At 36.6% G+C, this 22,645-nt stretch carries 25 protein-coding genes and 1 pseudogene; 15 read left to right on the top strand and 11 right to left on the bottom strand.

The features are described 5' to 3' along the window. Positions 1-385 precede the first annotated feature (385 nt). The 6 genes from H6G25_RS12680 (at position 386) to H6G25_RS12655 (ending at position 4,739) form a co-directional block, all read left to right on the top strand. The gene (locus H6G25_RS12680; RefSeq protein WP_190392786.1) at positions 386-760 is read left to right on the top strand and encodes a VOC family protein; all 375 of its coding nucleotides are present in this window, start codon (positions 386-388) and stop codon (positions 758-760) included. A 57-nt stretch (positions 761-817) separates the two neighbouring features. Continuing rightward, positions 818-1,282, top strand: a complete 465-nt coding sequence (locus tag H6G25_RS12675; RefSeq protein ID WP_190392785.1) for an NUDIX domain-containing protein — start codon at positions 818-820, stop codon at positions 1,280-1,282. Between the two features lie 11 nt (positions 1,283-1,293). Continuing rightward, the gene (tmpR, locus tag H6G25_RS12670) at positions 1,294-2,013 is read left to right on the top strand and encodes a bifunctional dihydropteridine reductase/dihydrofolate reductase TmpR (protein ID WP_190392784.1); all 720 of its coding nucleotides are present in this window, start codon (positions 1,294-1,296) and stop codon (positions 2,011-2,013) included. A gap of 89 nt (positions 2,014-2,102) precedes the next feature. Then, positions 2,103-2,990, top strand: a complete 888-nt coding sequence (locus tag H6G25_RS12665) for a dihydropteroate synthase (protein ID WP_190392783.1) — start codon at positions 2,103-2,105, stop codon at positions 2,988-2,990. 330 nt (positions 2,991-3,320) lie between these two features. Then, a complete protein-coding gene (gene queD / locus H6G25_RS12660) occupies positions 3,321-3,746 on the top strand; it encodes a 6-carboxytetrahydropterin synthase QueD (protein ID WP_190392782.1) in 426 nt (141 codons plus the stop codon). 6 nt (positions 3,747-3,752) lie between these two features. Then, positions 3,753-4,739, top strand: a complete 987-nt coding sequence (locus H6G25_RS12655; protein WP_190392781.1) for an NAD(P)/FAD-dependent oxidoreductase — start codon at positions 3,753-3,755, stop codon at positions 4,737-4,739. Here H6G25_RS12655 and folK read toward each other — a convergent pair. Next, positions 4,734-5,258 (bottom strand): 2-amino-4-hydroxy-6-hydroxymethyldihydropteridine diphosphokinase, encoded by a 525-nt coding sequence (gene folK / locus H6G25_RS12650; protein ID WP_190392780.1) that lies wholly within the window; start codon positions 5,256-5,258, stop codon positions 4,734-4,736. The genes H6G25_RS12655 and folK overlap by 6 nt on opposite strands. 157 nt (positions 5,259-5,415) lie before the next feature. Between folK and H6G25_RS12645 the strand changes: the two genes are divergently transcribed. Continuing rightward, positions 5,416-6,414: an L-histidine N(alpha)-methyltransferase gene (locus tag H6G25_RS12645; protein ID WP_190392779.1), complete on the top strand. Its 999-nt coding sequence runs from the start codon at positions 5,416-5,418 to the stop codon at positions 6,412-6,414. A 209-nt stretch (positions 6,415-6,623) separates the two neighbouring features. On the opposite strand, the gene folB is transcribed toward H6G25_RS12645, so the two are convergent. Then, a complete protein-coding gene (gene folB, locus H6G25_RS12640; protein WP_190392792.1) occupies positions 6,624-6,992 on the bottom strand; it encodes a dihydroneopterin aldolase in 369 nt (122 codons plus the stop codon). A gap of 167 nt (positions 6,993-7,159) precedes the next feature. After that, positions 7,160-7,984 carry an ATP-dependent sacrificial sulfur transferase LarE gene (larE, locus tag H6G25_RS12635; RefSeq protein ID WP_190392778.1) on the bottom strand — a complete coding sequence of 275 codons (825 nt, stop codon included), beginning with the start codon at positions 7,982-7,984 and terminating at the stop codon, positions 7,160-7,162. 325 nt (positions 7,985-8,309) lie between these two features. Here larE and H6G25_RS12630 point away from each other — a divergent pair, with 325 nt between their 5' ends. Beyond that, entirely contained in the window at positions 8,310-9,929 is a 1,620-nt protein-coding gene (locus H6G25_RS12630) for an RluA family pseudouridine synthase (protein WP_190392777.1), read from the top strand. Positions 9,930-10,249: 320 nt separating this feature from the next. On the opposite strand, the gene H6G25_RS12625 is transcribed toward H6G25_RS12630, so the two are convergent. Beyond that, positions 10,250-12,361: a TIGR00300 family protein gene (locus H6G25_RS12625; RefSeq protein ID WP_190392776.1), complete on the bottom strand. Its 2,112-nt coding sequence runs from the start codon at positions 12,359-12,361 to the stop codon at positions 10,250-10,252. 272 nt (positions 12,362-12,633) lie between these two features. On the opposite strand from H6G25_RS12625, the gene H6G25_RS12620 reads away from it, so the two are divergent. The 4 genes from H6G25_RS12620 (at position 12,634) to H6G25_RS12605 (ending at position 15,051) form a co-directional block, all read left to right on the top strand. Beyond that, positions 12,634-12,876, top strand: coding sequence for an antitoxin family protein (locus tag H6G25_RS12620; protein ID WP_190392775.1), 243 nt, complete (start codon positions 12,634-12,636; stop codon positions 12,874-12,876). Further along, complete coding sequence (locus H6G25_RS12615) at positions 12,863-13,270, top strand: PIN domain-containing protein (protein WP_190392774.1); 408 nt, start codon at positions 12,863-12,865, stop codon at positions 13,268-13,270. Before H6G25_RS12620 ends, H6G25_RS12615 begins: the two co-directional genes overlap by 14 nt. 29 nt (positions 13,271-13,299) lie before the next feature. Next, positions 13,300-14,613, top strand: a complete 1,314-nt coding sequence (locus H6G25_RS12610) for a hypothetical protein (protein ID WP_190392773.1) — start codon at positions 13,300-13,302, stop codon at positions 14,611-14,613. 108 nt (positions 14,614-14,721) lie between these two features. Further along, the gene (locus tag H6G25_RS12605; protein ID WP_190392772.1) at positions 14,722-15,051 is read left to right on the top strand and encodes a toxin-antitoxin system HicB family antitoxin; all 330 of its coding nucleotides are present in this window, start codon (positions 14,722-14,724) and stop codon (positions 15,049-15,051) included. Between the two features lie 74 nt (positions 15,052-15,125). Here H6G25_RS12605 and H6G25_RS12600 read toward each other — a convergent pair whose 3' ends face one another. Next, a complete protein-coding gene (locus H6G25_RS12600; RefSeq protein WP_028084927.1) occupies positions 15,126-15,764 on the bottom strand; it encodes a peroxiredoxin in 639 nt (212 codons plus the stop codon). Between the two features lie 125 nt (positions 15,765-15,889). Further along, entirely contained in the window at positions 15,890-17,338 is a 1,449-nt protein-coding gene (gene glmM, locus H6G25_RS12595) for a phosphoglucosamine mutase (RefSeq protein ID WP_190392771.1), read from the bottom strand. A gap of 210 nt (positions 17,339-17,548) precedes the next feature. On the opposite strand from glmM, the gene H6G25_RS12590 reads away from it, so the two are divergent. After that, positions 17,549-18,265 (top strand): heme oxygenase (biliverdin-producing), encoded by a 717-nt coding sequence (locus H6G25_RS12590; RefSeq protein WP_028084925.1) that lies wholly within the window; start codon positions 17,549-17,551, stop codon positions 18,263-18,265. A 114-nt stretch (positions 18,266-18,379) separates the two neighbouring features. Here H6G25_RS12590 and H6G25_RS12585 read toward each other — a convergent pair. The 5 genes and pseudogenes from H6G25_RS12585 to H6G25_RS12565 all read right to left on the bottom strand — a co-directional run. Further along, positions 18,380-18,538, bottom strand: a pseudogene (locus H6G25_RS12585) (type II toxin-antitoxin system YhaV family toxin); the annotation flags it as partial. A gap of 75 nt (positions 18,539-18,613) precedes the next feature. After that, complete coding sequence (locus H6G25_RS12580) at positions 18,614-18,934, bottom strand: hypothetical protein (protein WP_168359807.1); 321 nt, start codon at positions 18,932-18,934, stop codon at positions 18,614-18,616. A 156-nt stretch (positions 18,935-19,090) separates the two neighbouring features. After that, on the bottom strand, positions 19,091-19,405 hold the full coding sequence (locus H6G25_RS12575) for a type II toxin-antitoxin system HicB family antitoxin (protein ID WP_190392770.1): 315 nt from the start codon (positions 19,403-19,405) through the stop codon (positions 19,091-19,093). 23 nt (positions 19,406-19,428) lie between these two features. Beyond that, positions 19,429-20,190, bottom strand: a complete 762-nt coding sequence (locus H6G25_RS12570) for a DUF1828 domain-containing protein (protein ID WP_190392769.1) — start codon at positions 20,188-20,190, stop codon at positions 19,429-19,431. Next, positions 20,190-20,645, bottom strand: coding sequence for a hypothetical protein (locus H6G25_RS12565; protein WP_190392768.1), 456 nt, complete (start codon positions 20,643-20,645; stop codon positions 20,190-20,192). Before H6G25_RS12565 ends, H6G25_RS12570 begins: the two co-directional genes overlap by 1 nt. A 127-nt stretch (positions 20,646-20,772) precedes the next feature. Between H6G25_RS12565 and H6G25_RS21195 the strand changes: the two genes are divergently transcribed. Continuing rightward, positions 20,773-22,038 carry a pentapeptide repeat-containing protein gene (locus tag H6G25_RS21195; RefSeq protein ID WP_242034947.1) on the top strand — a complete coding sequence of 422 codons (1,266 nt, stop codon included), beginning with the start codon at positions 20,773-20,775 and terminating at the stop codon, positions 22,036-22,038. A gap of 254 nt (positions 22,039-22,292) precedes the next feature. Continuing rightward, positions 22,293-22,544, top strand: coding sequence for a hypothetical protein (locus H6G25_RS12550; protein ID WP_190392767.1), 252 nt, complete (start codon positions 22,293-22,295; stop codon positions 22,542-22,544). The last annotated feature ends 101 nt before the right edge of the window (positions 22,545-22,645 follow it).

Below are 22,645 nucleotides of genomic sequence, written 5' to 3'. Positions count from 1 at the left end.
TTTGAGATAGATGATTTTTTGCTGGCATACTTCCCTAGCGATAGCGAAGCGCTCCGTAGGAATCGCTTATTTAGTTAACACCTTATTATACAATCAAGCTGCACAACAGCTTATCAGATTTAGCTGCGTAACAGCTTAGGCAATAAGTTTGTATAATTCCATCGGCAGGATGCCCGCACCACAAGATTTAGCCCGGGTATTTATTCTGCATTTATCGTCAAAACTTGCTCATTTTCGCGTATATATGTGTAATTTGGGTTAATAAACAAAACCCAACAAAATCTTAGAAATGTTGAGTTTCACTTTGTTCTACCCAACCTACAATTATCTTTAACTGAAATATATTGGTTTTAAGTCAATTTACTTATTTTAACAAAACAAAAAAATGCAAATTATCCAGAGTCTTCATACTGCTATTCTCATAACTGATTTAGACCGTTCTGATTATTTTTATACTCATATATTAGGACTTAAAAAAGTAGAACGTCCTTTAAAATATCCGGGTATCTGGTATCAAATTGGTAACTATCAACTGCATCTGATTGTTGCGCCTACTGTACCCACCGATAAGCAACAAGAAAAATGGGGACAAAATCCTCATATCGCTTTTGCTGTAATGGATTTAGAAATAATTAAAAGCGAATTAACAGCTAAAAACTATCCTTTTCAGGCTAGTGCTTCTGGCCGACCAGCGATTTTTATTCAAGATCCAGATCAAAATATAATTGAACTTAGTCAGGCATTTGCTGATAAAATCTGAACGGCAGTAATATTAAGTATCGCCAAAAGTCAGTCGTCGTGGGGTGCGGAATTAAATATGCAGTATCAGACCACTATTGAACCAACATCTGTACAAAAACAATTCCCTCTGACTACTGTAGGAGCGCTGGTTGTCAATTCTTTCGGACAGGTGTTAATTGTTAAATCTACGAAGTGGAGAGGTGCTTGGGGTGTACCAGGGGGAAAAGTAGATTGGGGTGAAACTCTAGAATCTGCACTTCTGAGGGAGTTTCAGGAAGAAGTCGGGTTAGACTTAACTAATGTGCGTTTTGCGTTGCTACAAGAAGCAGTGCTGGACTCACAATTTGTGCGACCTGCCCATTTTATTATGATCAACTATTACGCATTTTCACTGAGAAATACGATTACACCTAATCAAGAAATTGAGGAATGGGCTTGGGTGACTCCCGCACAAGCAAAGGAATATCCTCTCAATAGTTATACTCAAGTATTGATTGAGGATTTTGTAGAAAATAACATTGGTAATTTATATAGGAATTAGGTCTAACAATAATGCTGAAAAAAGCACTGGTGACTGGATCATCATCGGGAATTGGTAAGGCTATCGCTCTCGATTTAGCTGCTAAAGGATTTGATGTAGCATTTCATTATCATAGAAGTGTGGAAGCCTGTAATCAAGCCCGTCAGGAGGCTGATAAGTACGGCGTTAAAACTGTTACTTTACAAGCGGATCTAAGAAATCCTGAACAAGCGGAGTTTTTAGTCAAAAGTGCTGCTGAGGAATTGGGAGGTCTATCTGTTGTTGTCAATAATGTGGGTAACTACTTAGACAGACCAACGAGCCAATTATCAGTAGAAGAATGGCATGAAATTATTAACTCTAATCTCCATGCTACATTTTATGTCACTAAAGCTGCACTACCTTACCTGAAAGCTGCTAATGGGGGACGTATCGTCAATTTTGGTTGTGCTAGTGCGCAAAATCTCCTCGCGCGTTGTACTAACACACCTTACTTAATTGCTAAAACTGGCATTATCATCTACTCAAAATCTTTAGCAAGGGAACTAATTACAGATAAAATTACTGTTAATGTTGTCTCCCCAGGAATAGCAGAAAATTCCTTTGATTTGCAGGAATCTTTACCTGAACTACCTACTAAGCGACCTGCAACTTTACAAGAACTGGCTCATGCAGCGTGGTTTTTTATTAGTCCAGAATCTGATTATATCACAGGGCAGGTATTAGAAGTTTCGGGGGGATGGAGGTTGTAATCAGGTGTGGTGATGATTTGGTTATTTTTGCTCAATGCTTGTGAACAGCTAATAAAAAACTATTGTCTATCAAAAAAAGGATTGGAAATATGTTGAAGATTGAAGACATTTACGAAATATATGAAAAATATCATGATGCTCTGCAAGTAAAAGTAGAAGAATTTACAATTGGTGAGAAAAAATTTAATTTTAATTCCGAATCAGCAATTTTAGGAGTGATTAATCTTTCTAATGATTCTTGGTACAGAGAAAGCGTATGTTTAAGTTCAGAACAGGCTATTCGCAAGGGATTAGTATTAAAGGCTCAAGGTGCTGATATTATAGATATTGGCGCTGAATCTACTTTAGAAAAAGCAGAAAGAGTTGAGGATATTCGACAAAATTCCCAAATTTTACCAGTGCTAAAATCTCTGAGTCAACAGGGGGTTTTAACTTCCATTGAAACTTATTATCCTCAAGTTGCTAGAGAATGTTTACAAGCTGGTGCTAATGTGATTAATCTAACGGGTGCTTTTGATAGTGAGAAAATTTATCAAGCTGTATCTGAATTTGACGCTGGGGTGATTATCTGTTATGTTCAAGGTAAAAATGTCAGAGAAGTTGGTGATTTTGATTTTGGTGATGATCCAACAAAATTAATGTATGAATATTTTGCTAATGAAATAGAAATCGCAGCTAAATATGGGGTAAGAAAAATATTTGTTGATGCTGGTTTGGGGTTTTATTATAAAAATCTCCAGGATAGTTCTTTGCGAATTAGTTATCAAATGAAAACTTTTTTGACTACTTTTAGACTGAGAAAATTAGGTTTTCCTGTCTGTCATGCTCTCCCTCACGCTTTTGAATATTTTGGGGAAGAGGTAAGAAGTGCAGAATCATTTTTTGCGGTTTTAGCAGCATTAGGAAAAACAGATTTATTCAGAACTCATGAAGTTCCTAAAGTTAAAGCAGTTTTAGATACACTACATTCATTTTAATTATCTAAGTATTGGGGAATTTGGGATATAGAAATAATACAGGGGTTTCCGCTCTTATGAGGTACATCTTAAGCCCCCTCCTCGCACCCCCCTCAATCCCCCCGCAGCGGGGGGAAGAAAAGGATAAACTTTTGATATTGGAGGGGGTTGGGGGTGGGGTTCTTGTACCTCATAACATCGGGAAGTGCTGTATTTGATTTTTGATAGCTTGCGTGGCGTAGCCATACAAGAGTCAGTATGTATCAATTCTGTCTTCCCTGTTCCCTGTTCCCTGACCACACAAGTAAATTCAGGAATCAAACCGGATTCCTATATAATTGGGATATAATAATGACTTCAAAACCGGAATCTGAATCTTTTTTAGAAACTTGGATAATTGGTAAGGAATTCAGGTTTGAAGCTGCTCACCAATTACCGAATCATGATGGTAAATGTGCTAGATTACATGGTCATTCTTGGCGCGGTGTGGTCTATGTTACGGGGAATAAACTGATAAATTCAGGTGTTAAACAGGGGATGATTATGGATTATGGTGATATATCAAAATACATAAAACCCCTCTTGGAAAATTATCTGGATCATTACCATTTAAATGAATCCACGGGTTTAGCTAATCCTACCAGTGAAGCGATCGCTAAATGGATTTATGAACAGCTTGAACCCCAAATTCCCGGACTTGTTGCAGTGAGAATTGATGAAACTTGTACCAGTCAATGTATTTACTCCAAGGGAAAAGTTAATTTTTTGGGCTTTTAAATTAACATGAATAAAATTGTTGCTGTGGTTGGTGGTGGTCCATCTGGTATGTCTTGCGCTCTCTGGTTAAAACATCTCGGTTTTGTTCCCATTCTCATTGAAAAGAATGAAAAATTAGGAGGACTACAAACGTTAAGCCATTTTCAAAATGTCTGGTACTTGGGAATACCGGGAAAAACTGGATATGAACTTGCTGATCAATTTCACCGTCATGTTGAAGCAGAAATGCTTTCTACAGTTTTGGATTCTTCAATAAAGGAGATCACCAAGGTAGGAGATGATTTCAGAATTGTTACTGACAAAACTGAAATTACAGCACGATATATGGTTATTGCCACAGGTCAGCGAGTTACAGGATTTGAAGCTATAGAATCAGTTCCCGGAAGTAAATATCTCCTTTCTTCCCAGCGTGTTTGCTTTAACCCTGGTGCCACTCCCTTATTGGGATCTAAGGTATCAGGAGGGGTAGTTGCTGTAGTCGGAGGTGGTGATAATGGATTAGTAACAGCCAGAATTTTAGGTAATACATCCCAACATATTCACCTGTTTATTCGCTCTGAAATCCGAGCATTTGAGGTGAACAAAAGAGCCATATTTGAACTTGGAACCGGTCGAGTCACTGTACATCAACCCGCAAAAATTCAGAGATTTGAGATGCGCGAAGAGAAGATTTATATGCTTTTCCAAGATGAAAACAACCAAGAAAAAGCGTTACTTTTTGACTATCTCTGTTTTCGTTTGGGTTTTACACCGAATGTTGAGAAGTTAGTGCGACTTTTTGAGCAAGGAGGAGTGGGTTCTGTGAAACTGACCGAAAAAGGATATATTGCCACTGATCAATTTCTCAGAACATCAATCCCCAATATTTACGCGGCTGGAGATGTGACAAATCCTAGAGATCCCTGTGTAGCAACTGCGGTTGCTCATGGTGCAATTGCAGCACGCAGTATAGAAGAAGATTTAAGACTTAGTTGTTATGAGAAAAGCTTATAAATTGATAGATAAACTCACATCAGAACAGTCTACTTTTTGCAGGAGTTGTGAAATAGGTTCTCTAGAAACTGGTTCTATCCAATCTGGTGCAATTTCCGCTAATGGAACTAAAACAAAGGCTCTTTGGGTCATTCGAGGATGGGGAATTTGTAAATCTGGTGTTTCTAAAATCAAGTCATCAAATAGTAGTACATCTAAATCTAGGGTTCTAGGTCCCCAATGTTCTTGACGAACTCGACCAAATTCTTGTTCAATATTGAGCAGAGTTTCTAGCAATTTATGGGGACTGAGTTGCACTTCTAAAATAGCCGCACCGTTTAAATAATCTGGTTGTGATGGTCCGCCTACGGGAGCGGTTCTGTACCAACTAGATTTGGCTTTTATGGTAATACCCGGAGTTTTTTCCAGGCTGTTAATTGCACCTTCTAAAATAGCTAAAGATTCCCCTATATTACTACCAAGAGCGATCGCACTTAATGAAGGTTTTATCGTTGTTCTCAGGTCAGATTTATCAATCATAAATTTGTAGATGTCAGGAAATTATTAATATAATATCAGATAATATCAGATATTTTCACAAAATTGCTTGATCTAAAAAACTGAATTTAGAGTATCATATAACTAATAACTACTAATTTAACTAACCAGGTTCATCAGCACCAAGGAATTTACTATTATGTCTACAATGTCCAACGGCTTTGAAAAAGTATATGTCCATCCTAGTCAATTTCCCAACAAGATTTATCAAGATTATTTAGATTGCTTTTCTGTAGGTAAAATCAATCATAAATTTCATTATGACACTGTTAAACAAAGTCAGAAATGGTTAAAAATTCATGAATATTATTCTCCAGCTAGAACTAATGATGATTGTATTAATGCCTATGCAGTATGTTTTCAAAAAACTGCGGAATTTCTGGACATTAATACCAATATACAAGTAATTGGATTAGGTTGTGGCGGTGGTGCAAAAGATCATCTTTTAGTATCTTATCTCTTCAATACAGAAAGAGAAATCATTTATTATCCTATTGATGTTAGTTTATCCCTGGCTTTAATTTCTGGTCAAAAAATTAGGGAATCTTATCCTCAAGTCTCTATACAGCCAATTGTTTGTGATTTACCTTGTGCTGATGATTTAATACTCCATCTTCATGATCAAGGAAAAGGACACAGAAAGATCATCACATTTTTTGGCATGATTCCTAATTTTACTCCTGATGAAATTTTGCCTATTTTAAGTAATTTTCTACAACCAGGAGATATTTTACTCATGAGTGCAAACTTAGCACCGGGAGACGATTATCTAACAGGAATTAACAAGATTTTGCCACAGTATGATAATGAATTAACCAAAGATTGGTTAATGACAGTGTTAGTTGACGCGGGGATAAATCCAGATCACGGGACTATTAAATTTTCCCTAAAAGATGATCCAAACCATCAAGAATTAACAAGAATTAATGCTCAGTTTGAAGTAGAAACTAATATAGATTTGAAATTAGATGATCAAATCATGCACTGGAAAAATGGTGATCAAATTCAATTATTTTTCTCCTATCGTTATACAACTGCTAAACTGCAAAACATTCTCAAACAATATGATATTATCATCCTAGATTATTGGGAAGGTGCAAATCAAGAAGAGGGAGTTTATTTTTGTCAAAAGATATAAAACAAAAACATCCTTGAGAAATTGCAAAACCCCTCTTCTACAAGTTTTTCTATCATTTCCTTGTAGGTAGGTTTTGCAAAAATATATTAGGATCAGCTGTTGTGTATTAATTTGTATCAGTCTGGCGGGCAGGATGCCCACCCCACAAGATTTAACAGTGGTAAAAATTCATACTTTCATTCAGCAAGTTCAAAAAATAGACATTTGCTTCACAAATTTGATTTGCTTCTAGTCAATTCAATGCGAATATTACCATCAAAATCAGGAATTGGTGCTGCAGGTTTAATGAGAGTAACTTGTACTTGGGTAGTCAGACTACTTTCTTCAAGAATAGCATCAGCGATCGCACCTGCCAACCTTTCCAATAAATCAAATTTAGATGTTTTCAGCAAGTTTTGGACTAAACTAATAACACTACGATAATCTACTGTATCTTTAATAGCATCAGTTTTTGCAGCCTCCGCCAGATCTACCCATAACTTCAAATCCACCTCAAACCATTGTCCTAATACCTTTTCTTCTGGTAAATACCCAACATAGCCATAACCGCGAATCCCCGTCAAATGAATACAGTCCATAAAACCCTGATTATAAATCATTACCTGACTATTTTGGATATTAACTCGAATAGCCCACACAAAAATAACACAAAAATAAAATCAATAGGATTTAACCAAGACGTAGCTAAAAAACGAATCTTAAAAACAAACCCTGCCCATCTAGACAAGGTTCTGTTTTAGATTTATTATTTTTGTAAAGCAACTGGAGGTAAAACCTGATTTAGTTTACCACTACGATAACCTTCTAAATCCAAAGTTACATAAATAAATCCCCAGGTTTGAAATACAGATACTAGACTTGGTAAATCTGTCATGGTAACAAAATCTTTAATTTTATCTGGTGATAATTCGATTTTAGCTGTATCACCCTGGGAACGAACTCGTAAATTTTGCCACCCTAGACTTCGTAAATAAATTTCGGCTCTACCTACCCGCTGTAATTTGGCTATGGTAATTTCTTCACCGTAGGGAAAGCGCGAACTTAAACAAGGTTGAGCGGGTTTATCCCACCAAGGTAAACCTAGTTTTTGGGAAATTTGCCTCACTTCGGCTTTAGTCACACCAATTTCTGCTAAAGGTGATCTTGCACCTCTTTCTTTTGCAGCTTGGATTCCTGGACGATAATCATGCAAATCATCTGCATTTACACCATCTAGCACATAGGGATAACCTAGTTCTAAAGCCAAGGGTTTGAGGGTATCATGTAATTCACTTTTACAAAAATAACAACGATTTACTGGGTTAGATGTGTAATTAGGATTGTCCATTTCCTGTGTTTGGACAATTTTATGAGATATTCCGATAGTTGCAGCTTGGATTTTCGCGTCTTCTAATTCTTCTGGTAATAGAGAAGGAGAAACCGCAGTTACAGCCAATGCGCGATCGCCTAAAACATCATAAGCGATCTTAGCCACTAATGTACTATCAACCCCCCCAGAATAGGCTATCAAAGCCTGGTCAACTTCATTAAATAAAGCTTGTAATTGCTCTAGTTTTTCTGTCCAACTCATGTTTATAAAACCCCATAACGCCTAACCACTTATATTGTAGTATATTGTAGCTATTATTATTTTCTTAACACTAGTAGGGTGTGTTAGCGACAGCATAACGTACCTTTGAAGAGTTTATTTTTTAATTAATATTTTAATTAATAATGGTGCGTTACGTCGCGTATATAATTTGAATATACAGCGGATTTCATCTAAGTGAGGTACACTTTTATTGGGCAAGATTGCCCGCACTACAAGATTTTTATGATTAAAGTCTGTAGCTCATAACGTCGTTTTAAACCCTGCTAGAGACATTTCATGGAACGTTTTTGCAATCTTATATTTTATGACTATTCTTCATCCAATTTCCGATTTTATCAACCCTCATTCTATAATTTCCCCCTCACAACCAAACTATTACTATGAAGGGAAATGTCCCCAAAGTGGTGAAATACTAAGATTACCCCGTACCCCTTTAGCTGAAGCTATAGCCCATAGTCTCATGCAACAAATTGAGCAAAATCATCTTTATTCCCGTGAAGGAAAAATGTATGGTATTTTATTAGTTGAATTAGCCAATGGTGAACAAAGAGTTATTAAGGCATTTTCCGGTTTATTAAATGGTAATGGTATGGTTGCAGGTTGGGTTTCACCTATTCCTGGTAGAAAGGAAGTGGCTGTATTAGAAACTCAGACTTTAGCAGAATTAGAAACTATTAAACAACAGATAATTAATCTACAAAAAATTCCTGAAAGACAAACATATCAAACTCTTTCTCATGAATATATTCAAGAATTACAAGCTATTAGTTCACATCATCATCATAGCAAACTAGAACGACAGGAACAACGGCAAAAATTAGAGCAAATTCTTACCGGTGAATCTCTAAAAATTGCCTTAGAAAAACTAGCAGCAGAAAGCCGTCAACAAGGAATTGAACGACGAAATATCAAACGTCGTCAAAATGAAGTTTTACAGCCTTTGCAGGAGATTATAACCGCCGCAGATAGGAGAATTACGGAATTAAGACAACAGCGTAAACAAATATCTCGGCAATTACAAACAGAAATGCACGCTGCATATAGCTTAACTAATTTTTCTGGACAATCTTTATCTTTACAGCAATTATTACCAGGAGGGACACCAACCGGAACGGGGGAATGTTGCGCTCCTAAATTATTACATTATGCTGCAACCCATGGATTAAAACCTTTAGCAATGGCTGAATTTTGGTGGGGTAATTCTTCTATAGAAAATAAAATTTCTGGAGAATTTTATGGTGCTTGCTTAGAAAGATGTCAGCCATTAATGGGATTTTTATTATCAGGATTAAGGCTAAATAAACCAGAAATAATTTATGAAGATGACTGGTTAATTGCGGTCAATAAATCATCAGGATTATTGTCTGTTCCGGGTCGTTATTCTCATAATCAAGATAGTGTAATTAGTCGTTTAAGTTATTTATATAATCAGGAAATAATAGCTGTACATCGTTTAGATCAAGATACTTCTGGGATTTTATTAATAGCTAAAGATTTAGTTACTTATTCCCAATTAAGTCAACAATTTGAACAAAGAAAAATTCATAAAGTTTATGAGGCTATAATTACAGGTTCTCTAACTATTAATGAAGGGGAAATTAATTTACCTTTATGGGGAAATCCAGATCATCGTCCCTATCAACAAGTGGATTTAGAACGGGGTAAGCCTAGTTTAACGCGCTTTCGCGTAATCGGCAGAGAAGGAGAAAATACTAGAATAGAATTTATACCTCTGACTGGACGTACCCATCAATTACGGGTTCATGCTGCTGATAAGAGAGGACTGGGAATGAGGATTTTAGGGGATAAACTCTATGGTTGTCTCAAGAGTGTCAGTAGATTATATTTACACGCAAGGGAGTTGAGTTTTTACCATCCCCAGCTAGGAAAAATATTACATTTACAGGTAAAAACACCGTTTTAATGTTCATATTAATAAAAATGTACAAGTTTTAAACATATCGTCATATAACAGTTACAATAGTTTTTGCTTATGTACAGAATATAAAATTCAGGACTTACGCAACTGGTACAAAATAACAACCAGTGACATTTATTTCTGAGCATCGCCGCGCTTCATATATCAAATAAATTCCACTTAGTGTGGCTTTTCATCAATGATTTTTTCCTCTTGCGAGAAAAATCCCGGTCTCTGCGCCTCTGCGTCAAAAAACTTCCAAACCAAAGACACAAAAACGCCCAGAAAAACCCTTTGCGTCTTTGCGCCTTTGCGTGAGACCTTCCTTAGCCTACATTAGCAACATAAGGACTGGTCAACTTATCCAATTGCTGAAGTAGCAGACTGAGGAATAAACCCACATCTGTTACTACCCCTACAGATTCTATTGAACCACGATCGCTCAATTTCGTCACTACAGCGGGGTTAATATCCACACAAACCATCCTCACACCTGCGGGGGTCATATTTCCTACCCCGATGGAATGTAACATGGAAGATAGCATCAAAATCATATCTGCACCTTGGATGATTTGCGAATATTCCTGTTGTGCTAATATCAAGTTCATTTGGGTATCGGGTAAAGGTCCATCATCACGAATTGAACCAGCGAGGGAGAAGGGAATATTATTTTTCACACATTCATACATCACCCCACCTCTAACCGCTCCTGCTTCTACAGCTTTAGCAATACTACCAAACCTGCGGACAGTATTAATTACTTTTAAATGATGTCTATGTCCACCGCGTACCGCTACACCGCGCTTCATATCCACACCCAGGGAAGTACCCAAGATATTTTGTTCCATATCATGAACAGCGATCGCATTTCCGCCCAAAAGACCTTGAACGTAACCTTCTCTAATCAGTCGTGACAGATGTTCACCACCACCAGTGTGAATGACAACAGGACCAGCAGTGACAACTACCTTACCACCACTATCCTTAATTTTACGTAATTCCCAAGCCACTTGTTCCACAACTAATTCTACTCGTCTTTCGCTGGAAACACCGGAGGACATGAAGCTAAATTCTTGAGAATTGCGTTGTTCTCGTGATTCCGCTTTCCTGATAGTGCGGATACCCAAGACATCAACTACTACCTGTTCACCAATTTCTAAATCCCGCAATAGTTTACATTTTGCTACTATACCATTACTAGTTTGAGAAATAGCGATCGCTCCATCCATGCGTTGATTTTCCACTTTCAGCCATTGTCCATTTACCCGAACTTCAGTAGGATAAATCGTGCTGACATAGAAATCATCAGGGGCTACACCCGCTTGTAAAACTGGTTCTAATTTAGAATCTCGTTCATCTTGGGGTAAATCAACTGCGCCTAAATCAATCAACTGAGATATAATCTCTTCCATGACATCATGGGATGGTGCAGATACCCTGACCTCAGCAGCGGAAGTGCTTTGACGTTGTTCTCCCAAGTTGAATTTCAGAACTTGGAAACTTCCCCCCATTTCCACGATTAAATCTAAAGCGCGGTTAATTAACCCCGCATCTAGTAAATGCCCTTCCATGCGAACCACACGACTTTCTACAGATACATTAGCGTGTAGTTCTTCTCTCACAGGTTCTGTAACCCGCAAAGTCAAGCATTTAGCAGCACCACCAGCTTTGAGAAATTCCGTCAAAGGAGTTTCAATAACTTGAAAACCAACCTCTGCTAACCGTGATTTTAAACCATCACTGGCTTTGTTCATAATCACGATACTATCAACATTCACCGCATTACAAGCAAAGTTAACAGCATCAGCTTCCATAATAGCGATGCGCTTTTCTGGTGCGACGCGCATTTCAATAACGCGGTTAGAATAGGAATCAAAAGCACCGGGATAATACAGCAAATAACCATTTGCTAAAGGACAAAAACAGGTATCAAGGTGGTAAAAACGCTCATCCATTAAGCGCAGAGAAATCACCTCAATATCCAACCATTTAGCCAGGAAGGGGTGAGAATCCAATTCTGACCGAAAACCATATCCAGCCCATAACCAACGCCCTTCCCGGTCTAAAAGCGCGTCTCCAGCGCCTTCAAAGGGGAGATCCTTGGGTAAAGTGTAAACCTTAAAACCATTTTCTGCAAACCACTGTTGAAAATACGGTTCTTCCCCTTGACGTTCCTTATGTAAAAAGCGGCTGAGAACGACATTTTCACCCAAGACCAAACCCGCATTGGCACTGAATACCATATCAGGCCAGCCTTTTTCGGGAGCGACCAAATCAACAATGGCATGATCTTTAATGACATTGTATAATTTATTCCATTGTTCTACAGCGCGATCGCGTGAAGACTTATGAATATTACCTTCCATCCAAGGATTAATCACATAATCCACATCATAATGGTCAGGAGCGCACATCAAAAAACGAATTTGGGAAACCATAAAAATTTTACGAACTTCTAAAATGCTACTAATGTCTTCTGGATACAGAGGTTTGGTGTTACAATTCTGTCAAATCTGCTACTTAATCGCTACCTTGTCTTCTTGGTAGGCTTTACAAGGATATCGTTATTATTCTATAACTGCCAGAGACAATGTGAGAGGTAAAGTCACAAAGGTTGTGTTGTAATGTAATATTAACTTGTTAATTGATGGGTGATTCTGATTATTGGCTTAACTTGCTCTACAATAATTAAATTATGGAGTTTTTTATTATGCCCCCTACCCTAAAAGCAGTCTATCGTAACGGCACATTCATTTTGGAAACAGCCTGTAATTTACCTGAAGGTTCTGAGGTGGAATTACTCATCCAATCAAGTTCTGTGGTTTCACCTCCTATTTCCGATGTAGAAAGTAAACAACGGTTTCTCAAATCTCTAATTTCACGAATGCAGCAAAATCCGATTCCATTAAATGCACCTCATTTTACACGGGAGATGCTGCATGAACGCCGTTGATACTAATATCTTAATTTATGTCAACGATCCCCGTGATCCTATCAAACAAGCAAAAGCATCATCTCTAGTATTGTCTCTAACAGATGGTGTTTTACTTTGGCAAGTTGCGTGTGAATATTTAGCAGCAAGCCGAAAATTAGAAAAATTAGGATATGACAAAACCCAAGCTTATCAATATATTCGTGATTTACAGCAGGTTTGGTACACTGTTATTCCTACCTGGAGTATTATAGATCGTGCTGAAAATCTGATGAATCGTTTCAGTCTTTCCCACTGGGACTCCATGATTGTTGCTGCTTGCTTAGAAGCTAATATTCAAACACTTTATACAGAGGATTTTGGTTATTCAAATATTGACGGGTTGCAGATAATTAATCCTTTCACTGTCTCATAATATCATGCCAAAATTTTGCAGGTTTTTTTATGAAACGCTATAGTCAACTCGCTGATCTTGAATCTCTTTTGTTAGATATTGATGATGAAAATATTAGAGGATATGCAGCAGAGGCTATAGTTTCCTATTCTGGGGGAGCTTATAGATCTGCTATTGTCTCTATTTGGATCGCTGTAGTATATGACCTTTATCAAAAGTTTCGCTATCTTGCTGAAACATTTGGTGATCCAGCCGCTAAAAAATGCCTTGAGGGAATTGACACAATTCGCACTGGTAAAGATAAAACGCAAGTTGCTAGTTGGGAGAGAACTATTTTATCTAAAGCTTTCAACGCTGTGAAGATGTTGACAGAAACAGAGTATGAGCATCTAGAGAGAATTCAAAAAGATAGACACCGTTGCGCTCATCCTGTTTTAAATGTTGAAGGTTTTTTATTTCAACCAACGCCTGAATTAGTTCGTACCCATATTAGAACAGCTATTGAAGTATTACTTAGTCAACCTCCTGTTATTGGAAAAGCCTTATCAAATGCTTTAGAACGTGATGTAGAAGGTAAATATTTTCCAGATAATTTAGAAGGTGTCAGTCATTTTTTAATAGGTCGTCATTTACCAGCTTCGGAAAAATACATAACTAACCTTTTTATATTTTGTCTGAAAAAGATTTTATTTGATGAGCCAGATGACAAAAACATTATTAAACGATATATGTTAGTGTTCGAGTGTATTTTAGAAGAACATGAAGATTTTTTTAAATCAATAGATAGAAAAAAGATAGGAGAAATCATTGATAAAACGAAAGAAGATAGATATATATTCTTGTCAGAACTCTTCTTTATAGAACAGGAAATAATTTTTGAGGCAACATCTGGGTTCTTAATGGAAAAATTAAAGTCATTTGCAATAGAAAATCATCTAAAATTGGATTTAGTTCAGTATTTAATTATCACATCAAATGAAGTATCAGAGTATTTTATTAATTCTTATTCAAATATGAATTTGAACGAAAAAATAAATTTCATATCTGAATTAATTAAATTACCTAATATTTTGAACAATGATCATGATTTTACTACGAAAATTTTCAAAATAAATATAAATATATTTTGTGATTCATCTAATCTAGATGATGCAGAAAAAAATAGTCAATTAATTTATCCTTTTCTACCGTTTTTAGATGTTTTTTTATCATTGGAAGATTATTCATTTCTTATAGACGAAATAAAACAATTAGAACATAAAAATTATATGAATGATGTCAACAAACCAATATTTGAATGTTTTAAGTTAAACCTTATTAAGTCATGTAATAGGCTTAATCTTAAGATCCTAGATACTGAATAATCTTAATCTTTTATATAAAACTATTCAAAATGCAAAACAATCTTTAGGTTTACCAGTTCTGACACCCACACAGTTAGTAATCAAATTAGCCTCTGGAGAAATTTAGTTATGAGTCAATTAACACTGAGATTACCAGAAACACTACACCAACATTTAATTAAGTTAGCTGAAACTGAAGGTGTTTCTTTGAATCAATATATAGTTTATGCTTTAACTCGCCAAGCCGTATCCACAGAGTTTATTCAAGCAACACCAGAAAAAGAAATAATTGAACAAGAACAGAGTTTTAAAACACTGTTACAAGGTTTAGGAACAGCTTCGGAAAGTCAAATTAAATCAGTTTTAGCTGAACGGGAAGTAGTACAACCAGAAGCAGAATTAACTCCTGAAATTATTACTTCTCTTCAACAAAAAATAAGTAATGCAACGAGAGTGTAAGACAACAAACAAGTAATGGTGGGTTACACCGTTGCTAACCCACCCTACAATGAAATATTTGCTGTTATGAAAACTTACTTGTTAGGTTGAGGAGTCATCCGCAAATAAGGTTTAATTTCTTGATAGCCTTTGGGAAACTTTTCCTTGAGGACTTCAGGATCTTTCAAAGATGGTACAATCACTACATCTTCACCGTCTTTCCAGTCTGCGGGGGTAGCAACACTGTAATTATCAGTTAATTGCAAAGAATCAATGACGCGCAAAATTTCATCAAAATTGCGTCCCGTGCTGGGAGGATAGGTAAAAGAAAGACGGAGTTTTTTATTGTTATCAATCACAAACACAGAACGGACTGTAACAGTAGCCGCTGCGTTAGGGTGAATCATATCATAAAGTTCGGAAACTTTACGATCTGGGTCTGCCAAAATTGGGTAATTCAGGGTGGTGCTTTGGGTTTCTTCAATATCTCCCACCCAACCCTTGTGAGATTCTACATCATCAACGCTCAACGCGATCGCTTTCACATTGCGTTTGTCAAATTCTGGTTTGAGTTTCGCAACAGTTCCTAGTTCGGTGGTGCAAACTGGTGTAAAATCAGCAGGATGAGAAAATAGCACTACCCAACTATCACCAGCCCAAGCGTAAAAGTCAATTTCCCCATGGGTAGAGGCTTGAGTAAAGTTAGGTACTGTATCACCAAGACGAAGAGTCATAGAAGATTCCCTGTGTTCTCAAAAGATATCTAAATTATACCGTGACAGTATAGCACAAAAGACCGATTAACCTATCGGTATGTCGTGGTTTGTAACAAAATTTTAAGTTTGTTGTTTCTGAACTTTTAAGCCAGGTGTTGTTGGACTTGGGAAACTAATTCATTTGTCCAATGGTTAACAAGTTCAGCATTAGCGGCTTCTACCATGACTCTAATTACGGGTTCGGTCCCAGAGGCACGGACGAGGACTCTACCATTATCACCCATGGCGGCTTCGGCTTTTGCGATCGCTTGTTGTACGGGTTGACAATTTTCCCATCCTAGTCGCCGTTCACGATCTAATACTCGCACATTTCGTAATATTTGGGGATAGGTTTGGAAACTTTGATCTACCATTTCTGCTAAGGACTTATTCGCTTCTTTCACCACCGCTGCAATATGTAGCGCTGTTAATAAGCCATCTCCAGTCATAGCATAATGACTACAAACAATGTGACCTGATTGTTCTCCTCCTAACATTCCTCCAGTTTTCCGCATTTCCGCTTGAACGTATTGATCACCTACTGCGGTGCGAATTAATTTACCCCCTATCTGTTGCCAAGCTCTTTCAAAGCCCAAATTGGCCATGACCGTGGAAATTATCAGGTTATCTGGTAGTTGTTGCTTTTGTTGTAAATGACGACCCCAAAGGTAAAGAATATAATCACCATTCACTGATCTGCCCGTATTATCCACAGCTAGAACCCGATCTGCATCGCCGTCAAAAGCAAAGCCTAAATCCGCTTGATGGGCTTTAACAGCGGCTTGGAGAATATCTAGGTGAGTAGAACCACAATTAACATTAATGCGATCGCCATTTGCTTCATTATGTAAACAAATTACCTCCGCACCCATTTCCGTAAATACCGCTGGTGCTAAACCTACCGCCGCCCCCCAAGCTAAATCTAAAACAATCTTCATCCCTTGCAGATTCGGTCCAGACTGTAAAGGTGCTTGTATAGCTTGACTATAATCTTTGATTAACTCCGCACGGTAATAATGTCTACCGCAATTATTTATACTAAAATCCAGGGATAATTTACCACGTAATCCCGCCTCAATTTCCATTTGTAGGGCTTGGGGTAACTTACCACCATCTGCATTAAATATTTTAATTCCATTGTCTTCTGGTGGATTGTGGCTGGCGGAAATCATGATTCCACCAATGGCGTTAGTGGTGCTGGCCAGATAGGCTACACAAGGGGTAGGACATAATCCCAAATACCACACTTCTAACCCCGCTGCGGTTAAGCCAGCACTCAAGGCCATGGCTAACATATCACTGGAATTACGAGAGTCTTGTCCCAGAATAATTGGTCCTGGACAGGTAGCATGACTACCTAAAACCATACCTGCCCAAAAACCCACTTGTAAAGCTAAAGGCGCGTTTAGCAGTTCTCCCACCTGACCACGAATACCATCTGTACCGAATAAAGCATTGGTTGGTAAAGGTATGGAATTTAACATCCAACTATTTTCCACCTTTGTCACCAATTCGGAAATACAGCCTTGAGTCTGAACCATTGATGAAACCATAAGTTTAAGAACCCCAGATAATTACACAGGAGAATAGCATTTTTTTTGATCATTCTCGACCCTGGTGAAACAAGATGTCGTTTTCTTGCTTAATAATTTTTAATATAAATTTTCATAAAACAGTTCTAATCTAACCTTTTAGTGGGATTTTTTGACCAATGTGTTCAGAAAAGTCCAGAAGTTAATTTTTTTACAGTTGAGAATTTTAATATGAGCAGCAATTTAGCAAGCAAATTACGTGTAGGGACAAAGAAAGCACATACCATGGCAGAAAATGTGGGTTTTGTCAAGTGTTTTTTAAAAGGAGTTGTAGAAAAAAACTCCTACCGCAAGTTGGTTGCTAACTTTTACTTTATTTACTCAGCCATGGAAGAGGAGATGGAAAAACACAAACATCACCCAGTGTTGAGTAAAATTTACTTTCCCCAACTTAACCGTAAGCACACCTTAGAACAGGATTTAACTTACTACTATGGCAAACTTTGGCGGGAACAAATTAAATTGTCCCCTGCGGGTGCGGCCTATGTCAACCGTATTCGGGAAATTTCTGCTACCGAACCAGAATTATTAATTGCTCATTCCTATACCCGTTATCTAGGTGATTTATCGGGGGGACAAATTCTCAAGGGTATTGCTCAAACTGCGATGAAATTGGGTGAAGGGGAAGGGACAGCCTTTTATGAATTTGCAGATATTAGCGACGAGAAGGCATTTAAAGCCGAATATCGGCGAAATTTGGATGCTATGCCCATTGATGATACCACAGGCGATCGCATTGTAGAAGAAGCAAATGCCGCCTTTGGTGTGAACATGAAGATGTTCCAAGAATTGGAAGGTAATTTAATTAAAGCCATTGGGATCATGGTTTACAACACCTTAACCCGAAAACGGACAAAAGGTAGCACTGAATTGGTAACTGCTGAGTAATGAGTTAAGAAATATTAACTTTTCTTAACTCATCTCAACTCATCTCAACTTAAAATATCTGGGGGTAATTTCCCTGTGATTGTTTTTATGTGCATGAAAGCAACCAGAGGGAGATTACCCCAATTTAGAATCATCTAAATTACATTCAGCCATAAATTGCTCAATACTTTCAGGAAAATCACCATTTTCAACCTTTTTTGTAAATACTTGATAACAATCTTTTTTATCACCTTCCTTGCGGGGAAAACCTAACCAGAGAATAATAATTATTTTTAATTATTTTTAATTATTTTTAATTATTTTTTGTTCTTTAAATGCTTTAAAAAACAATACAACTGAATACAGCCATTAATCTAAAACTACATCAGCTAATAAATCATCTATTTCTGCACTCATTTCTTGAGTATATGCAACTAATTGAGAAGGATTTTGGATAGCATCCTTCATGAGAAAATCTAAAAAGAGGCTTAACATTATGCTTTCATCCTCGTTATTTTCTGCAACATCTTTTGTGTCTAATTTCACTAAAAATGTGTTATCAGATAACACTTCTATATAGCCTGAAGTATTAGCTAAATGGGGATAGTCTTTAAAAAAAGAACGAGGGAGACGAAAACCATCTTGATTACCGATTTTTGCAGAGTTGATGACATAGATTTTATCAGCCATAAGATAATTCTTTAGCTAGGTTATAATTTGTATTATAACATATATCTGATGACAACAGAAGAGATTTGTGAAATTGTGCGAGAAGTTCGCAGGGAAAATAACGAATGAGGACAGCAAAAGATTTTTTGCACGAATATCAAATTTAGTAAATTAATCTCATAATTCTTGATCTATATTTTGCGCTAAACTCCCATTTTCTACCAAACCAATAAACTCAGCTAGTGGATCATTTATGATATCTTTTTCACTGGGTAAAGGAATATTATCACCCGCTTCATAAGCTGTTTCTATCCACAATTCCCGCGCTTCATTGATATTTGTTATTATCTCTTCTAGGGTTTCTCCTTGAGTGAAACATCCAGGTAAATCTTTTATTTCTGCTACATATCCACCTTGTTCTGCGTCAGGGTAAAGAGTGACGGGATATTGAAGGTTTAAATAGTATTCTAGGGATGGTTTTACAAATTTCATTAATATACTTATGAAAAATGATATTATATAAGGAGCATTTCTTGAAATTCAGCTTTGCGCGACCAGTATGCTACATTAGACACTTGTTCTAGAAGAGTAATATTTTCAAGTTTCCAAATGTCTATGGTATCGTCAAATAATGAAATAAATTTGTAATTTCTTTCTTGAAGGTAGCTAAGGTCTGACCAAACAGTAAAAACATTGTCAGCCCTACTATTACCTGCTGCCACACTTGCTGTACTTAGTACATCAATTAATGATGTTTGTTGGCGATATTCGGTGCAAAAATCTACTTTTCGAGAACGCCCAGAACGCCCTGCAAATTTCTTATTTTGTTCAAAAGGTATTTGTTTCTCTGTTAAAAATTCTGCTACTTCTTCTATAATTGACTCAAAAGCTCTAGTTCTAAATGTAAACCAAATATCAGAAACTCTAAATGCTGCTTGCGATAAAGTTGTGACAGCAGAAGCTAAGTTTTCATTTTCTTGAATTTTAATTATTAACATTCCTTTATATCTTTCAACACCATGAGTTAATAGCGTATCTTGAATTAGCGTTTCTTGCTTTTCTGACCTTTTCTCAGATATAGTTTGCATCCGTAGCCAGCGTAAAGTTTCACCTAAATCTGTCAAGATATATTGTCCCTCTTTTTCCTTTAGATATATATCAATAACGTCACCGTCAGGATAAAGAAATGGGGTACGTATACGGATATAGTCGTTGACCGTTGAACAGGTAAACAACTCTCCAATCGTTTTGGCAATTTCTTCACAAGGGCTTAACATTAGATGAATAAATCTAGCTGTAATGGCGGTGGATCTTGCATAATTCCATTATGCTTTATTTTTGACTCTAGACAAAACTGTTGCCATACTTTGACTGGATCGGTGACAGGAGCAGTTATATCTGGTGGAACATAAGCTTCTTTATCTCGATACGGCTCTCTCCAGCGATGCTTGTGTTTTTCTCCCACTAGGTTTCCATCAGGATTTTTATGATCTTGTCCTAAATCCAAAGCATATATTCTACCAGCAGCCCTATGGATGAGTGCGTAAGTCAGTTTTTCTGTTAGCGAGTTATAACTACCTTTAACAAAAATGGGATAACCAGGATTTGAGGTAAGTTCAACACGAAATTCTACAGCAGGAGAATGGTCTTCATCTTCAATCCATAAAATATCACCATCAATTTGTTTTGTTGTATCATTTATAAATTCCTCAAATTCTGCCTGAGTTAACATCAATAGCTAAAAAACACAACATAAACTATTGTGTCATATAAAACACTAAAAAACCTAGTTAACGCCAAATGCGATCGCTATTTTGATTACATTCTCAGCTTAATAAAATTAGGTTACAATTCCAATATTGGCAATTTTAGGTATAAAAATAATGTTTCACCCAGATGAGGAGCATTTAGCAATACTGAAGCAAGGGGTAGAGGTTTGGAATAAGTGGAGAGATGAAAATCCAGATATAATACCTGACCTTTCAAACGTATATCTTAAAGATACTGATTTGACAGGTGCTAATCTTAAAAAAGCTTTTCTTATGAATGCTAATTTATGGACAGTTAATTTGAGTCAAGCTGATCTTAGCCATGCTTACCTTGCAGGTGCTTGTCTTTATGAAACTAAATTGAGCAAAGCTAACATAAGTAAAGCTGATCTTAGTCATGTTGATATGATAGCTATAGACCTGACTGGGGCGAATCTTAGTAATGCTAATCTTAGCGGGAGTACCGCTAACTTTGAACATCCTGACCCTGTAAATTTTAATAAAGCAAACTTAAACCATGCAAACTTCAGTTATGCAGAACTTTCCTGGACTAACTTTAGTGACGCTGATCTTAGTGATTCAAATTTTGAAGAAACTGACCTCAGTTGCGCTAATTTTAGTAATGCTAATCTCTCTAACGCTAATTTGCACTTAGCTAAATTAATCCGTACAAATTTTCACAATGCAATTCTAACAGGGGCTTGTATAAAAGATTCGCATATTAACTGTGAAACAAACTTGGATGGAGTAATTTCTGAATATGTCTATATTGGACTTGAGGGTGGTTATTTTAATTATTCTAAAACAGAAAGACGACCTATAAACGGTAACTTTGAGCCTGGAGAATTTGCCAGTTTATATAAAAAGATTATAGAAACTACAGATTTAATTTTAAGCAAAACTTTTGAAAGAAATAATAATTTCAATAAGCCAGAAAAGAATATTGATGTAGATAATACTTTTAATAACCAAGGATTTCCATTTCGTTCAGATCGGAAAATTCACACTTGGGAAAGACTACGTTTTCGATCAAAAACAGAAATCAAAATTGCTGAAGCATTAGACAGAACTGGAGTTTTATTTGTACCCAACTCTTTAGCACGACTTACCACAGCCAAAGGGAGAGAAAACAAAGAAGCTGATTTTCTCATTTGTTATAACGGTAAATGGGGAGTTTTAGAAGTTGATGGACCATTTCACATCCCAAAACGCAGAGTAGAGGAACAAGAAAGAGAACGCATTTTCAAGAAAAACGGTATCAAAGTTGTAGAAAGATTTGATTCTGAAAGATGTTATAACAATCCAGATGAAGTAGTCCAGGAATTTTTCAAAATGATAGATATTGGATATTCTTAAAATAATCTGACCTCACCCCAACCCCTCTCCGACACGGAGAGGGGCTTTTAAACTAATAATTAGTAAAATCAGCCTTTGTTGGGTTGAACAAAGTGAAACCCAACAAAGCCTGATAAATGTTGGGTTTCGTTCCTCAACCCAACCTACGTAATTTGATTTTTTTGAGCTTAACTGATAAGTATTGGGTTAAATAGAGTAACTTAGGTTATAATCAAATAAATATCAACAATTATTCCTTACCAATAACCACAACTATGAACAGGGAATTAGTCAAAAAATTAGTCGAAATCATTCATTGTTTATCCCCAGAAGAGAAACAATTATTAGAAACAGAATTACAAATTAAACCTGATTGGCATATTATCAAAAAAAGCATTATTCACAGAGGAGAAATACTTAATCAAAGACTTAACAATCAATTTTTACAAGATACAATTACTAATATTATCTCAGAAATGAGAGAAGAAAGATGTGAGGAATTAATTAATTCATTGAAGTTTATATAATAGTATTAAAATTAAATTATCTTTAAACTGGGTACAGTTTATCTCTCACTAGATCCTTTACTTCTTGAATAATTTGGGTATCTGGGGTGACAATATATGGT

The organism is Dolichospermum sp. FACHB-1091 (assembly GCF_014697585.1).
Taxonomy (GTDB): Bacteria; Cyanobacteriota; Cyanobacteriia; order Cyanobacteriales; family Nostocaceae; genus Dolichospermum.
The sequence above is the reverse complement of the archived record's forward strand: the minus strand, read 5'-3'. Positions and strand labels throughout refer to the sequence as shown.

What these genes read in the sequence shown, in the direction of transcription:
- H6G25_RS12680 (WP_190392786.1), top strand. Translation starts at nt 386, where the DNA reads ATGCAAATTATCCAGAGTCTTCATACTGCTATTCTCATAACTGATTTA.
- H6G25_RS12675 (WP_190392785.1), top strand. Translation starts at nt 818, where the DNA reads ATGCAGTATCAGACCACTATTGAACCAACATCTGTACAAAAACAATTC.
- tmpR (WP_190392784.1), top strand. Translation starts at nt 1,294, where the DNA reads ATGCTGAAAAAAGCACTGGTGACTGGATCATCATCGGGAATTGGTAAG.
- H6G25_RS12665 (WP_190392783.1), top strand. Translation starts at nt 2,103, where the DNA reads ATGTTGAAGATTGAAGACATTTACGAAATATATGAAAAATATCATGAT.
- queD (WP_190392782.1), top strand. Translation starts at nt 3,321, where the DNA reads ATGACTTCAAAACCGGAATCTGAATCTTTTTTAGAAACTTGGATAATT.
- H6G25_RS12655 (WP_190392781.1), top strand. Translation starts at nt 3,753, where the DNA reads ATGAATAAAATTGTTGCTGTGGTTGGTGGTGGTCCATCTGGTATGTCT.
- folK (WP_190392780.1), bottom strand. Translation starts at nt 5,258, where the DNA reads ATGATTGATAAATCTGACCTGAGAACAACGATAAAACCTTCATTAAGT.
- H6G25_RS12645 (WP_190392779.1), top strand. Translation starts at nt 5,416, where the DNA reads ATGTCTACAATGTCCAACGGCTTTGAAAAAGTATATGTCCATCCTAGT.
- folB (WP_190392792.1), bottom strand. Translation starts at nt 6,992, where the DNA reads ATGGACTGTATTCATTTGACGGGGATTCGCGGTTATGGCTATGTTGGG.
- larE (WP_190392778.1), bottom strand. Translation starts at nt 7,984, where the DNA reads ATGAGTTGGACAGAAAAACTAGAGCAATTACAAGCTTTATTTAATGAA.
- H6G25_RS12630 (WP_190392777.1), top strand. Translation starts at nt 8,310, where the DNA reads ATGACTATTCTTCATCCAATTTCCGATTTTATCAACCCTCATTCTATA.
- H6G25_RS12625 (WP_190392776.1), bottom strand. Translation starts at nt 12,361, where the DNA reads ATGGTTTCCCAAATTCGTTTTTTGATGTGCGCTCCTGACCATTATGAT.
- H6G25_RS12620 (WP_190392775.1), top strand. Translation starts at nt 12,634, where the DNA reads ATGCCCCCTACCCTAAAAGCAGTCTATCGTAACGGCACATTCATTTTG.
- H6G25_RS12615 (WP_190392774.1), top strand. Translation starts at nt 12,863, where the DNA reads ATGAACGCCGTTGATACTAATATCTTAATTTATGTCAACGATCCCCGT.
- H6G25_RS12610 (WP_190392773.1), top strand. Translation starts at nt 13,300, where the DNA reads ATGAAACGCTATAGTCAACTCGCTGATCTTGAATCTCTTTTGTTAGAT.
- H6G25_RS12605 (WP_190392772.1), top strand. Translation starts at nt 14,722, where the DNA reads ATGAGTCAATTAACACTGAGATTACCAGAAACACTACACCAACATTTA.
- H6G25_RS12600 (WP_028084927.1), bottom strand. Translation starts at nt 15,764, where the DNA reads ATGACTCTTCGTCTTGGTGATACAGTACCTAACTTTACTCAAGCCTCT.
- glmM (WP_190392771.1), bottom strand. Translation starts at nt 17,338, where the DNA reads ATGGTTTCATCAATGGTTCAGACTCAAGGCTGTATTTCCGAATTGGTG.
- H6G25_RS12590 (WP_028084925.1), top strand. Translation starts at nt 17,549, where the DNA reads ATGAGCAGCAATTTAGCAAGCAAATTACGTGTAGGGACAAAGAAAGCA.
- H6G25_RS12580 (WP_168359807.1), bottom strand. Translation starts at nt 18,934, where the DNA reads ATGGCTGATAAAATCTATGTCATCAACTCTGCAAAAATCGGTAATCAA.
- H6G25_RS12575 (WP_190392770.1), bottom strand. Translation starts at nt 19,405, where the DNA reads ATGAAATTTGTAAAACCATCCCTAGAATACTATTTAAACCTTCAATAT.
- H6G25_RS12570 (WP_190392769.1), bottom strand. Translation starts at nt 20,190, where the DNA reads ATGTTAAGCCCTTGTGAAGAAATTGCCAAAACGATTGGAGAGTTGTTT.
- H6G25_RS12565 (WP_190392768.1), bottom strand. Translation starts at nt 20,645, where the DNA reads ATGTTAACTCAGGCAGAATTTGAGGAATTTATAAATGATACAACAAAA.
- H6G25_RS12550 (WP_190392767.1), top strand. Translation starts at nt 22,293, where the DNA reads ATGAACAGGGAATTAGTCAAAAAATTAGTCGAAATCATTCATTGTTTA.